The sequence below is a fragment of the Streptomyces sp. BF23-19 genome (assembly GCF_041106355.1).
GTDB classification, from domain to species: Bacteria; Actinomycetota; Actinomycetes; order Streptomycetales; family Streptomycetaceae; genus Streptomyces; species Streptomyces virginiae_A.
In genome coordinates, this window is sequence record NZ_JBGBPT010000072.1 from 6,512 (window position 1) to 19,379 (window position 12,868).

Consider the following 12,868-nt stretch of genomic DNA (forward strand, 5'->3'; position numbering starts at 1 on the left):
GCAAGGTCGCGGAGGCCGCTCCGGTCGCCACCGCGGCCGGCGCCGTGGCCGCGGACGGCACCTGGTGGCCGCAGGACCCGAGCCGTTCCGTCCCCGAGGTGGTGGAGGAGGCGAGCACCCGGTACGGGCTGGGCGCCGACGCGGCCACCCTCTACCTCATGCTGCTCGCCATGCCCGACCCCACCGACCGCAACACCGCGCGGTGGACCGGCTGGAAGCCGGCCCGCCTCAAGGCCGCCCGCGCCGAACTGGCCGCCACCGACCTGGTGGTGACGGCCGGCCGCAGCCGGGCCGGACGTTCGCTGTTCCTGCCCGGGGGGTGGTCCGACATGTCCTCCCCGACGCTGCCGGTGGAGCAGTGGAAGCTCCCGATGTACGGCCTGGGCGCCGGCCATCGGCCCTGGTTGGGCGTACTGGTGCCGCTCGAACCGGCCGCGGAGCTCTACCGCCGGGCCTGGCAGCGGATCCAGGACGGCGACCTGCCGCGCTTCGAGGAGCTCAAGGTGAAGCGCACCCGCGCCCGCCGCCGATGAGGTGAGGCGCACCCGCGCCCGCCGCCGCCGAACCGGCCGCTCCCGTACCCCTGTCCGGCGCGGCGCACCTGCCCGCAGGCGCGCCGCGCCCCGGACCACCCCGTACACATTCCGGAGGACCCCCCGATGACCGTCACCGAAGAAACCGCCCCCGCCGCCCGGCAGGTGCTGCCCGCCGAGGAGCGCCACGCCGCCGAACTCGCCTTCCTCGCCGCCCAGGACCCCGGCCCGCGCCCGCCCGGCTGGGCCCTGACCCCGCGCGCCGTCGTCACCTTCGTCTGCGGCAGCGACGGAGCCGAACTGACCCTGCCGAAGCGCCGCGCCGGACTCCCCACCAAGCTGGCCATCGCCCCCAAGTTCGTCGGCGAACGCGCCCTCGTGGAGCGCTGCGTCGTCACCCTCGCCGGAGAGCGCGGCCTGCTCCTCACCGGCGAGCCCGGTACCGCCAAGTCGATGCTGTCCGAACTGCTGGCGGCCGCCGTCAGCGGCACCAGCGCCCTCACCGTCCAGGGCACGGCCGGCACCACCGAGGACGCCTTCCGCTACGGCTGGAACTACGCCCTGCTGCTCGCGCAGGGCCCCACCTCGCAGGCCCTGGTCGACTCGCCGGTGCTCTCCGCCATGCGCACCGGACGCGTCGTCCGCGTCGAGGAGATCACCCGCTGCCTGCCCGAGGTGCAGGACGCACTCGTGTCGATCCTGTCCGACCGGCGGCTCAGCGTGCCCGAACTGACCGCGACCGAGGACGCGGTGGTCTCCGCGGCCCCCGGCTTCACCGTCATCGCCACCGCCAACCTGCGCGACCGCGGCGTCTCCGAGATGTCCGCCGCCCTCAAGCGGCGCTTCAACTTCGAGACCGTCGCCCCGATCGCCGACGCGGACGCCGAGGCCACCTTGATCCGTCGCCAGGCGGTGGCCGCCGTCCAGCGGGCCGGCGCCGCCTTCGGGGTCGACGACGCCGTGCTCGACGCGCTCGTCACCGTCTTCCGCGACCTGCGCTCCGGCCGCTCCGCCGAAGGCTGGGACGTGGAGCGCCCCGGCACGGTCATGTCCACCGCCGAAGCCGTCCAGGTGGCGGCCTCGCTCGGGGTCGCCGCCGCGTACCTGCCGGGCGGGGACGTGCTGGACCTGCTGCCGGGGCACCTGCTGGGCGTCGTACGCAAGGACGACCCGGCCGACCACGGACGGCTGCTGGGGTACTGGGACGGGCCGGTCCGACGCCGCGCCGAGGACGGTTCGCCGATGTGGCGCCGCCTCTGGGACCTGCGCGGGAGCCTGCGTTGAGGCACACCGATCCGCGCGCCGCGGTCGACGCCCTCGCCGCGGTCCGCGAGCCGTACCTCATCGGGGTGCGCCACCACAGCCCCGCGCTGGCCGCGGTGGTACCGGCCCTGCTGGACGCCTCGGGAGCCGACGTGGTCTGCGTCGAGCTCCCGGCGGAGTTCCAGCCCTGGCTGGAGCACCTCGCCGACCCGGAGACCGTCGCCCCGGTCGCCCTCGCGGGCACGGGGGAGGACGGCCGCCTCGCGTTCTACCCGTTCGCGGACTTCTCCCCGGAGCTGGCCGCGATCCGCTGGGCCCGCCGGGCGGGCGCGTCCGTCATCTGCTGCGACCTCCCCCTGGCGGACCGCGGCTGGACCGACCAGGGCACGGTGCCGAGCCCGGCCGCGGCGCCGGACGCGGACACGGACGCGGACACGGACGCGGACAGGGACGCGGACGCGGATACGGACGCGGCCTCGGCCACGGAGGCGGAGGCGGAGGCGGTTTCGGGCCGGCCGGGGCCCGGCGGGTCCTTCGCGGACGCCCTCACCGCCGCCGGCACCGGCCGGGACGGCGACGACCTGTGGGACCGCGCCGTCGAGGTCCTCGCCCCCGGCTGCAGCCCGGAGGCCGTACGACGTGCGGCGCTCGGCGTCGGCTGGGCGCTGCGCGCCGACACGGGCACCGTCCCGGCGACGGACCTGGCCCGCGAGGCCCACATGCGGAGCGTGATCGCAGGCGCGGTCGCCGCCGGTCACCGGGTGGCGGCGGTCATCGGCGCCTTCCACGCCCCGGTCCTCCCGGGGTCGGCCGCCGCCCACGGCCACAGCCAGGGCCAGGGCCACGGCCAGGGCGGCCACGGCCACGGCCACGAGATCGACCCCCAGGGCGACCCGTCCGGCTCCGCCCGCGGCTCCGACGTCCGCACCGGCGCGGTCGGGGCTCCGGTCGTGCCGGGCCCGCGGGTCGGTGGAACCGCCGCTGCCGGGACGTCGGCCGCCGACACGGTTGTGGCCGTCACCTCCTTCGTGCCGTACTCCTTCGACCTGCTCGACTCCCGCTCCGGATACCCGGCCGGGATCCGGGACCCCCGCTGGCAGCAGGCCGTCCTCGAAGCCGGCGGCGACCCCGACCGGGTCCGTGAGGCCGCCTCCGTCGCCGTGACCGGGCTCTGCCGGGAGCTGCGCCGCGCCGGGCACACCGCCGGCACCGGCGAGGCCGCCGAGACCCTACGGCTCGCCTGCGACCTCGCCGCCCTGCGTGCGCTCCCCGCGCCCGGCCGCGGTGAGCTCCTCGAAGCCGTCACCACCGTCCTCGGCCAGGGCGAACCCCTCGGCCGGGGCCGGGCGCTGGCCCGCGCCCTGGAAGCCGTGCTCGTCGGCACCGCCCGCGGCCGGATCACCCCGCACGCCCCCCGCTCCGGCCTCGGCCCCTCCGTCGAGGCCGAACTCGCCGAGCTGCGGCTGCCGTCCCCCGAGGATCCCGCGCCCCGCGAGATCCGCCTCGACCCGCTCCGCTCCGCCCTCGACGGCCGCCGCGAGGTCCTGCTGCAACGGCTCCTCGTGTGCGGAGCCTCCTACGGGGAGCCCCTCACCGTCGCCGCCACCGGCGACGGCACCGCCCTCGGCACCAAGTGGCGGCTGTCCTGGACGCCTTCCGTCCCCGCCCGGCTGGATCTCGCCGGGGTGCGCGGAGTCACCGTCGCCCAGGCGGCCGCCGGAACGCTGCGCGACACCGCCCGCCGGGCCGCCGCCGAGGGCGGGCCGACACCGGCGCAGATCCTCGCCGGACTGTCCGCCGCCGCGCGGTGCGATCTGCCCGAGCTGGTCGACGTACGCCTCCACGAGGCGGCCACCGCCCTGCCGCAGACCGCGACCCTGCCCGAGCTCCTCGACGCCCTCGATCTCCTGGAGGCCCTCCACCGCGGCCACCTGCCCGGCACCTCCGCCGCCTCCCGGGCGGCCGCCGCGCACCTCGCCGGCGACCTCCTCGAAGCAGCCGTGCGCTGTCTGCCCGGCCTCGCGGGGAGCGAGGACCCCGCCGACGCGGCCGCCCTCGTGGCCCTCGCCGACCGGGCCGCCGCCCACCACCTGGGCCTGCGCACGGACGACGCCCTCGCCGACCTGGCCGCCACCGCGTCCCCGTTGATGCAGGGCGCGGCCCTGGCCGTACGGGTCCTGCTCGACCTCGACCCGGCCGCCGAGCTCGGCGGGCGCGCCGCCGGATGGATCGACAGCGCGGGCACCGCCGACAGCCGGCGCGCCCTGACCCGGCGCCTCGGTGGACTCCTCACTGCGGCCGGGCCGCTGCTGCAGTCCTCCCCGGCCGCGCTCACCCCGCTCCTCGACCGCGTCGAGCACCTCGCCGACCAGGACTTCCTCGACCGGCTCCCGGCCCTGCGCGGCGGCTTCGACGCCCTGTCGCCCGCCGCCCGCGACCGGCTGCTCCACACCGTCACCGAGCGGCTCGGCGACCGCATCGACCTCGCGCTCGACGCGTCACCCGCCCTGCTCGCCCTCTGGGCGGCGGCCGACGCGGCCGGACTCGCCGCCCTCAAGGCCCTTCCCCTGCCCGGGACGCAAGCGCCGACACCGGGTCCGGACCCGACGCCGATTCCGGACCCGATTCCGGACCCGACACCGGACCCGACACCGGACCCGACACCGGACCCGACACCGGACCCGACACCGGACCCGACACCGGACTCGGCCCCGGAGGCGCCGGAAGCCCTGCCCGAGCAGGCTCCTGGGGCTCCCCGGGCCGACAGCCCGCGGCTCGCCCCCGCCGACCGCTGGCGGCTCCTGCTCGGCCGCGAACGCGACCGGCTCCCGGCCGGCGCCCGCCGCTACGCCCACGCGTTGGACGAGCTGTACGGCGCCGGGCGCGGCGAAGGCGCCTCCGACCTCGACCTCGGCCAGGGCGGGGGCCAGCGAGGCGGCCAGGAGGCCTCCTTCCCCACCGCCCGGGAGTGGTCGCAGGAACTGGAAGCGCTGTTCGGCGCCGACGTCCGGGAAGAGGTGCTGGCGGGAGCGGCCGAAGCGGGCCGCACCGACGTCCTCACCCAGCTCGATCCGGCGGCCGTGCGGCCCTCGGTGGAACTGCTGAGTTCCGTACTGTCCCTCGCCGGCGGGCTGCCGGAGGCCCAACTCGCCCGCCTGCGCCCCCTGGTGCGCAGGCTGGTGGACGAACTCGCCAAGGAGCTCGCCACCCGCCTGCGCCCCGCCCTCTCGGGCCTCGCCACCCCGCGCCCCACCCGGCGGCCCGGCGGCAAGCTCGACCTGGCCCGCACCCTGCGCGCCAACCTCGCGCACACCCGGCGCCGGGCCGACGGCACGGTGGTCGTCGTCCCCGAGCGGCCCGTCTTCAGCACCCGGGCGAGCCGCGAGGCCGACTGGCGGCTGATCCTGGTGGTCGACGTCTCCGGCTCCATGGAGGCGTCCGTCATCTGGTCGGCGCTGACCGCGGCGGTGCTGGGCGGCGTACCGACCCTGTCCACCCACTTCCTCGCCTTCTCCACGCAGGTCGTGGACCTCACCGACCGGGTCGAGGACCCGCTCTCCCTGCTGCTGGAGGTCCGGGTCGGCGGCGGCACGCACATCGCCGCCGGTCTCGCGCACGCCCGCTCCCTGATCACCGTGCCGAGCCGCACCCTCGTCGTCGTGGTCAGCGACTTCGAGGAGGGCGCGCCGATCGGCGGGCTCCTCGGCGAGGTCCGCGCGCTGGCCGCCTCGGGCGCCCACCTGCTGGGCTGCGCCGCGCTCGACGACGAGGGGACGCCCCGGTACTCGGTCCCGGTCGCGCGGCAACTCGTGGCGGCCGGTATGCCCGTGGCCGCCCTCAGTCCCCTCGCCCTCGCCCGCTGGGTGGGCGACCGCCTCCGTGGAGAGTCCCGTTGAGCACCGAACTGCCGCCCGTCGCCCCCGAGGTGCTCGCCGAAGCCGTCGAGAACCTCACCGCCCGCCTGCGCAAGAAGCTGGACGCCGCCACCGAGGGCTGCGCGGCGGGCGCCGTCCTCGAGGCCGACGGCACCGTCACCCTCCGCTTCGGCGAGGACGCCCTCGTCACCCTGAGCCCCGGTCCGGCGGGCACGATCACCACGGCGGACCAGGCCACGTGCAGCTGCCTGCTGGCACCCCGCTGCCTGCACCGGGCCGCCGCCCTGGGCGCGGCCCCGCTCGCGGACACCCCGCCGGAGCCGGCAGCGGAGCCGGAGCCGGGCCCGGCCGCGGCGGCCGATCCCACCGCTCCCGCCGCCGCGCCCAGCGGATCCACGGAACCCGCCGCGTCCGTCGGGTCCGTCGGGACCACCGTGCCCGCTCCGGCCCTCACCGCGGCTCAACTGCGCGCCGCCGGTGCCCTCTGGCACGTGGCCGCCGAAGCCCTCGCCGCCGGGGTCACCGCCGGGGGAGCGGTGGTCCAGGCCGAGCTGCTGCGCGCCGCCCACACCGCCCGCCTCGCCGGGCTGATCCGGGCCGAAGCGGCCGCCCTCCGGGTCGTACGCGGTCTGCGCGCCGCCCGCGAACACCGGGCCGGTCAGCGGCTCGGCGACCTCACCGGCGCCTTCCGGGAGCTCCTCCACACCGCCGGCCTGCTGGCTTCCGGATCCGCCGACCCCGCACTGACCGGCACCGCCCGCCGCGCCTACGCGCCCGGCGGCAGCCTCCAGGTGCACGGCCTGTGCCGGGAACCCGTGCTCTCCGCCACCGGATACGGCGGAGTGGTCACCCACCTGCTGGCCCCGGACGGCACCCCGTACTCGGTCTCCGACGTCCGCCCCGGCGGCCTGGCCCGCGCCCGCGGCGCCGGTTCCGCCTCCGTGGCCCTCGGCGGCGCCACCCTCGACCACGCCGGCCTCGCCCGCGGTGGCCTGCGTATCGTCGGCGCGACCGTCTCCCCGGAAGGCCGGCTCGGCGCCGGACGCGGGGTCAGGGCCACCCCACTGCCGGGCAGCGCCTGGACCGAACAGCCCGCCGCGCGGCTCTTCGCCCGACCGGCCGCCGAGGCCGTCGCCGAGTTGCTCGCCGACCCGGACGCAGCCGAGTCCGCGCTGCTCGGCTGTGACGTCACGGTCGTCGGCGCGGTCGCAGAGCACCTCTTGGTCCGCGAGACGCGCCCGGACGCGCCCCTGCTGCGGCTGCTGCCCGCGCATCCGCACCCGGAGTTGGCGCACACGGAGAACCTGCGCCGGATCGCCTCGTACCCGGGGCTCCAGCTGCGCGTCCTGGGCCGCCCCGACCTGGACCGCACCGCCACGCTGCGCCCCGTGGCCGTGGGCCCGGTGCCGGGCGCGGAGCACACGCTGCGGCTGCCCGAGGAGTGGCTGGGCCGGGCCGACCTCGGCTACGACCGCCTCCAGGGCGCGCACTTCCCGCAGGGAGCCGCGGCCCCCGTACCGCTCCCGGCCGCCGAGGGCCCGGACCCGCTGGCCGACTCCCCGCTGTGGCGGGTGCGCCGCCTGCTGGAGACCGGGGTCGCCGGTGGCCGCCGGGCCGTCGCCGAGGCCGCGCGCGGTACGGAGTCCCTGGCCGGGGCCTCGTACGCTCCGCTGCGCCGGGCGGGGCTCACCGCGGCGGCGGAGCTGGCCGCCGCACTGGCCGCCGAGGCCGACCGCCGCCCGCGTGACGTCTTCGGCCGGCTGGCCGACCCCTCGTCCGACGGCTACGCCTGGGCCTGGCTCGCCGCGGCAACCCACCTGGCGGCGGCGGAACGCTGCTTGATCGCCGCGTCCTGGGCGGCGAGCCCGAGCGCCGTCCCGGTCAGCGGGCGGTGACGGAGGGGGTCAGCCGGCGGGCCAGGAGGTCCAGGGCCGCCGTGACCTCGCGGACGGTGTCAGGGTCGGGGGCGGTTCCGTCGGGACCGGTCAGCGCCGCCGCGAGCGCCTCGTCGATGGTGGCGGCACGGACCTCGGCGACCCGTGCGGAGGGTTCGGCGGCGGGACGGATGAGCCGGCGGCGCCGGTCGGCGGGGTCGGGCTCCGTGTCGACGGAGCCCGCCTGCTCCAACCGGGCGACCGCCGTGGAGACCTGACTCTGCGGCAGGCCCGTCCGTGCGGCGATCTCGCCGACCGTGGTCCCGGGGTGGGAGACGACGTCGCCGAGGACGACGACCACCGAGCGGACCGATCCCGGCGGGCCCGACTTCGGCTGGGGCATCGCCTGTTCGCCGATCTTCATGAGGGTGCGCCCCAGGAGGAACGCTTCGACTCCGTTCATGAGCAGCAGAGTACATCTCAATAGATGCATCTATCTTGATGCATCTATTGAGATGGATTACTGTCGTGTCGTCAGCCGGAGATGCCGATGACACATCAGCAGGGGGGCCACCATGTCCACGACCGCCGCCGCGTCCGCCACCGCCGCTTCCACCGCCATCGCGTCCGCCGCCATCGCCACCCGCACCCTCGCCGTCCCGGGTGCCACCCTGCACTTCCAGGTCGCGGGCCGCGGCCCCGTCCTCCTCCTCTCCCAGAGCGGCGAGGGCGACGCGGACCGCTCGGTCGATCTCGTCCCGCACCTGGCCGACACCTTCACGGTCGTCACCTACGACCGCCGCGGCCTGTCGCGCAGCACCCTCGACGACCCCGCCCGGCCCGTCACCATGGCCGAGCACGCGGACGACGTCGCCCGCCTGCTGGCCGAGGTCACCGACGGACCGGCGCTGATGGCCGGGTTCAGCATGGGAGCCGCGATCGGCCTGCAGGCCGTGGCCCGCCACCCCGGCCTGCTGAGCACCCTGATCGCACACGAGCCGGTGATGCCGAACCTGCTGGCCGAGGCGGACCGCGCGGAGCACCTGGCCGAACTGGCGGCCATCCGGAACGCCTACGCCGCCGGGGGCCTGACGGCGGCGTTCCCGGCGATCGCCCGGCACCTCGGCATCGACCCGGCGCACGACGAGACCGAGGGCGACCTCACCCCCCAGCCGCTGACCCCGCGCCGCCGGGCCAACTTCGGCTTCTTCATCGGTACGGAGTTCACGGCCGTCACCACCAACGACCTGGACCCGGCGGAACCGCTACGGGCCGCTGCGCGAGCCGGTACCAGGATCATCGCGGCGACGGGCCGGACCACCCGGCCGACGGTCCACACCTACCGCTGCGCGCTGGCGCTGGCGGCACGCCTGGGTACGGAGCCGGTCGAGTTCCCCGGCGGCCACAACGGGAACACCGCGTTCCCCCGTGCGACGGCACGCACGCTGAAGACCCTCCTCGGCCGGTGATCCCACGGCGCGGCGGCCGGAGCCCCGGCGGCTACCCCGTGCGCAGCCAGGCCCGCAGCACGCCGAGGTCGGCCTCGGTCAGGCCCTGTCCCGGATCGACCCGGTGCAGGAGCACCCGGCCGGGATGGCGGGCGGCCACGTAGTCCCGGTCGGCGCCGGTGATCTCGTCGTCGACCCAGATGAAGGACCGCCCGGCGGCGTGGTCGAGGAGCGCGGGGGTCTTCCAGTGGATCCCGCCCCGCCCGTCCTCGTCGGACGGCTCCGGCCAGACCACCACGGGCAGCTCCGGCAGGCCGAGCCGGGGCGCGACGCACTCGTTGGCCTCCGCCATCCAGGTCGTGGCCCACACCAGCTCGCACGGCAGCGCCGCCAGCCTGGGTCCGAGTGTCGGATCGACCCGGGCGAGCAGGGGATTGGGTTCGTCCTCGTTGCCCGCGGGGTACGGGCCCGCCCCGAAGGGGATGAGGGGTCCGTCGACATCGAGGTAGAGCAGCACGGGGGTGGTGGAACCGGTCATGAGGCCACCGTAGTCCTCCTGGGCGTGGGTGATGATCTTGATGGACGGAGGTCGGAGCGGTGGCCGAGAACGTGGGCGTGATCGAGCGGTTGTGGCGGTACCCGATCAAGTCGACCGGTGGCGAACGGCTGCGGAGCGTGGCCGTCGACGAGCGGGGCCTGGTGGGCGACCGGCTGTACGCGGTACGTGACGGGGCAGGCAAGTTCGGCTCGGGCAAGAACACCCGACGGTTCCGGCGGATGGACGGCCTGCTCCAGCTGAGCTCCCGCTACCCGCGCGGCACTGCGGAGCAGGTTCCTCCGGAACTCCTCGACCCGCACGGGAACGTGGTGGCCGACCCCACGGCGTACCTGCGCGGCCACCTGGGCCGTGAGGATGTGGAGCTCGCCCGCGAGGGGGAGACTTCGCACTTCGACCAACTGCCGCTCAGTGTCCTCACGACCGCCACCCTCGACCGGATTCGCCACGAGGTGCCGGGCGTACCGGTGGACGAGCGCCGGTTCCGCCCGAACGTCCTCGTGCGCACCCCGCCCGGCACCCCGCCCTTCGTCGAGGACGAGTGGATCGGGCGCGAGGCCACGGTGGGGGACACCCTCCGCGTCGAGTTCGTGCGTTCCAGCGAGCGGTGCGTGATGACCAACCGGGCCCAGCAGGACCTGCCGCACTCGCCGCTGATCCTGCGGACGATCGCCCGGGCTCACGACAACCGGCTCGACGCGCTCGCCAGGATCGTCACCCCGGGAACGGCCCGCGTCGGGGACCGCCTCGTGCTCGACCGCGAGCGCTGACGCGCTCCCCACCGGGTGAAAGGGAGTGGCCCGACGTGCGCGAGAGGGAACCCGGGCCGCCGCGATCGCCTCTTGATGGCCGAAGGGGGGATGGCCATGACGAAGACAGCGGTGTCCGTGACCGGGCGGCTGGTGGTGGCGGGGCTCCTGTGCGCCGCTCTGGCGGCGTGCGGAACCACCCGGTCGGGGGAGGTCGCGGCGCCCGCCGACGTACCCACGCTCACCTCGGCCGAGTGCGATCTCGACGTGCCGACTGAGGAGGAAACGGGCGGCTATGCGGGTCCGCCGACCGATCAGGAGACGGGCGGGTACGCGGGTCCGCCGACCGATCAGGAGACGGGCGGGTACGCGGGTCCGCCGACCGATCAGGAGACCGGCGGCTATGCGGGTCCGCCCACCGATCAGGAGACCGGTGCCGACGCAGGCCCGCCGACCGACGGGGAGATGGCCGACGGTGGTGGCCCCTGCGGTCCGGCGGACTGGTTCGACATGACCCGCGACTTCACCGCCTACCACCACAAGCACGAGGCCGACGACGGGTACGTGGACTCCGTGGTGATCAAGGAGGTCCGCGTCCGCAAGGTCCGCACGGTCGGCGAGGCGCGGATCACCTTCACCACCCAGGAAGTGGGCAAGGGCCGGGGCGACGCCGCCCGCAGCATCGCCACGGTGTTCGCCGCCTGGCGGCACGAGGTCTACGGGGACACGGGCACGGTGACCCTCCAGACCTCGACGGGGCCGCGGCTGAACATCACCGAGCCCTGGTGACCCCGGGCCACCGCGCGTCCCAGAGCGCGCAGTGGTGCTCCACCCGCGCGTCCACCGTGCGGATCCCGCCCGCCCCCGGCGCCAGCGACAGCACCGAGGTCGAGGTCCGCCCGCCGGGCCACCGCGGTGCTCCCGGCGCCGCCGGAACGCCCGTGCGGGCGAAGTCGGTCCAGTAGCCGGTCATCCGGTCCGCGAGCCGGCGCTGCGGTGCGGTCAGGGGCGCGATGGTGAACAGGTAGGGCAGTTCGAAGCCGTGCGTCGCGCCGAACGGCAGGTCCGGCGGCACCGGTAGACCGGTGAAATCGGGCGCGCCCCGGTCGCCGAACCGGTACGCGTACACCGGCACGTAACGGCCCAGCGCCGCGCCGTCCCGCAGCGTCGGGCAGGCGAACGACGCGTCGGTCAGTACGGTGGCCCACGCCACCGCCGGGCTCGCGAAGGCGGACACCGGGTAGGCGGCCTCCACGGCGCGGGCGGTCGGCGGGTCGAAGGACCGCTCCAGCCGGGCCCGGTAGGCGGCCGGGTCGGGGATCGGATACCCGGCCAGGGTCTGTGCGAGGAAGAGGCGCATCTCGTCCTGGTTGAAGCCTTGGACCACCGGCACCCGGTGGAACCGGCCGGCCTCCAGCGCCCGCCGCGGTTCCAGGGGCAGCACGCTGTTGCCGTAGGAGACCAGCGAGAACCGCTGCATCAGTTCGGCGGTCGCCAGGGCCCCGGTGTCCAGTCGGCGCAGGCAGTCCAGCACCCCGCCGGGCCGGTCGCAGCCGAGCCGGGCCGCCGCCAGGGCGCCGTCCGCGACGGTACGCGGCTCCGTTACGAAGGGCTCGTACGTGCCGAGGCCGGGCAGCAGGGACCGCGGCGGCGCCGTGGTCGAGCACGAGCCGCTCTGCACGATCGCCCGGTGGAACAGGCCCGCCGACGCGGGGGAGGTGAGGTGCGCGCAGACGCTGAGGGCCCCCGCCGATTCGCCGAACACGGTGACGTTGCCCGGGTCCCCGCCGAAGCGCGCCGCGTTCGCCCGTACCCAGCGCAGCGCCGCCCGCTGGTCCGCGAGGGCGAAATCGGGCGCCCCGCCGAGCTCCGGATGGCCGAACAGCCCGAAGACGCCCAGCCGGTAGTTCACGGTCACGACCACCGCGCCGCCCTGCCCGGCGAGCCGCTCGGGCCGGTACGCGTCGCCTGCGCCGCTGAAGAAGCCGCCGCCGTGGAACCAGACCATGACGGGCCGGCCCCGGCCCCCGGCGGCGGCCCGGCCCGCCGGAGCGGTGACGTTGAGGTACAGGCAGTCCTCCGAGCCGGTCGGCCCGCCCGGCCCGACCGTCGGCAGTTGCACGCAGCGGGAACCGGGCGTTCCGGCATCACGTACGCCCTGCCAGTGCGACGCCGGTTCCGGCAGCCGCCAGCGCAGGGGTCCGGTCGGGGGAGCGGCGAAGGGGATCCCCTCGAAGGTGTCGTACGCACCGTGCCCGAGTCCCCGTACCGGCCCCCGATCGGTGTCCACGACAGGCCGGTCCGGACCGGGAGCGGCGCCCAGCAGCAGCAAGACGACGGGGAGCAGCAGGGCCCACCGGCGACTGAACTGGCGAAAGTCGGTCACGGCCGACGCCCTTTCCCCTTCGGGGCCCGGGGCGGGGGCCGGGCCCCAGGTGGGGGGACCCCCGTTTGCCCGCCCCGAATGGCGCAGTGAGCGGAAGTGGCACTCAATGTAACAAAGCGTGCGCTTCCCATGACGCACGATGACCGGCGCGCGATTGCGTAGACCCGCGCGTCGGCGAACGGAG

The 12,868-nt window shown here is 76.2% G+C and carries 9 protein-coding genes and 1 pseudogene; 7 read left to right on the top strand and 3 right to left on the bottom strand.

The genetic code is table 11. The features are described 5' to 3' along the window. The 4 genes and pseudogenes from AB8A24_RS31920 to AB8A24_RS31935 all read left to right on the top strand — a co-directional run. Window positions 1-533 (top strand): annotated as a pseudogene (locus AB8A24_RS31920) (DNA-binding protein); the annotation flags it as partial. Window positions 534-659: 126 nt separating this feature from the next. Continuing rightward, window positions 660-1,817 carry an AAA family ATPase gene (locus tag AB8A24_RS31925; RefSeq protein ID WP_033216646.1) on the top strand — a complete coding sequence of 386 codons (1,158 nt, stop codon included), beginning with the start codon at window positions 660-662 and terminating at the stop codon, window positions 1,815-1,817. Beyond that, on the top strand, window positions 1,814-5,692 hold the full coding sequence (locus tag AB8A24_RS31930; protein ID WP_369478258.1) for a DUF5682 family protein: 3,879 nt from the start codon (window positions 1,814-1,816) through the stop codon (window positions 5,690-5,692). The genes AB8A24_RS31925 and AB8A24_RS31930 overlap by 4 nt, the downstream gene beginning before the upstream one ends. Continuing rightward, on the top strand, window positions 5,689-7,566 hold the full coding sequence (locus AB8A24_RS31935; protein ID WP_369478259.1) for a hypothetical protein: 1,878 nt from the start codon (window positions 5,689-5,691) through the stop codon (window positions 7,564-7,566). Before AB8A24_RS31930 ends, AB8A24_RS31935 begins: the two co-directional genes overlap by 4 nt. On the opposite strand, the gene AB8A24_RS31940 is transcribed toward AB8A24_RS31935, so the two are convergent. Then, the gene (locus AB8A24_RS31940) at window positions 7,553-8,008 is read right to left on the bottom strand and encodes a MarR family transcriptional regulator (protein ID WP_328960029.1); all 456 of its coding nucleotides are present in this window, start codon (window positions 8,006-8,008) and stop codon (window positions 7,553-7,555) included. The genes AB8A24_RS31935 and AB8A24_RS31940 overlap by 14 nt on opposite strands. Before the next feature lie 112 nt (window positions 8,009-8,120). Here AB8A24_RS31940 and AB8A24_RS31945 point away from each other — a divergent pair, with 112 nt between their 5' ends. Next, entirely contained in the window at window positions 8,121-9,014 is an 894-nt protein-coding gene (locus tag AB8A24_RS31945) for an alpha/beta hydrolase (protein WP_328960028.1), read from the top strand. 31 nt (window positions 9,015-9,045) lie between these two features. On the opposite strand, the gene AB8A24_RS31950 is transcribed toward AB8A24_RS31945, so the two are convergent. Continuing rightward, a complete protein-coding gene (locus tag AB8A24_RS31950; RefSeq protein WP_328960027.1) occupies window positions 9,046-9,531 on the bottom strand; it encodes an HAD domain-containing protein in 486 nt (161 codons plus the stop codon). Window positions 9,532-9,590: 59 nt separating this feature from the next. Between AB8A24_RS31950 and AB8A24_RS31955 the strand changes: the two genes are divergently transcribed. Together AB8A24_RS31955 and AB8A24_RS31960 are read left to right on the top strand one after the other, a co-directional pair. Beyond that, window positions 9,591-10,319: an MOSC N-terminal beta barrel domain-containing protein gene (locus AB8A24_RS31955; protein ID WP_328960026.1), complete on the top strand. Its 729-nt coding sequence runs from the start codon at window positions 9,591-9,593 to the stop codon at window positions 10,317-10,319. 96 nt (window positions 10,320-10,415) lie between these two features. Then, complete coding sequence (locus AB8A24_RS31960) at window positions 10,416-11,087, top strand: hypothetical protein (RefSeq protein WP_328960025.1); 672 nt, start codon at window positions 10,416-10,418, stop codon at window positions 11,085-11,087. Here the strand turns inward: AB8A24_RS31960 and AB8A24_RS31965 are convergent. Further along, a complete protein-coding gene (locus AB8A24_RS31965; protein WP_328960024.1) occupies window positions 11,071-12,684 on the bottom strand; it encodes a carboxylesterase family protein in 1,614 nt (537 codons plus the stop codon). The genes AB8A24_RS31960 and AB8A24_RS31965 overlap by 17 nt on opposite strands. Between the last annotated feature and the right edge of the window lie 184 nt (window positions 12,685-12,868).

Bases quoted from the DNA above. Each gene is read 5' to 3' on its own strand.
- AB8A24_RS31950 (WP_328960027.1), bottom strand. From the start codon at position 9,531: ATGACCGGTTCCACCACCCCCGTGCTGCTCTACCTCGATGTCGACGGA.
- AB8A24_RS31940 (WP_328960029.1), bottom strand. From the start codon at position 8,008: ATGAACGGAGTCGAAGCGTTCCTCCTGGGGCGCACCCTCATGAAGATC.
- AB8A24_RS31960 (WP_328960025.1), top strand. From the start codon at position 10,416: ATGACGAAGACAGCGGTGTCCGTGACCGGGCGGCTGGTGGTGGCGGGG.
- AB8A24_RS31945 (WP_328960028.1), top strand. From the start codon at position 8,121: ATGTCCACGACCGCCGCCGCGTCCGCCACCGCCGCTTCCACCGCCATC.
- AB8A24_RS31925 (WP_033216646.1), top strand. From the start codon at position 660: ATGACCGTCACCGAAGAAACCGCCCCCGCCGCCCGGCAGGTGCTGCCC.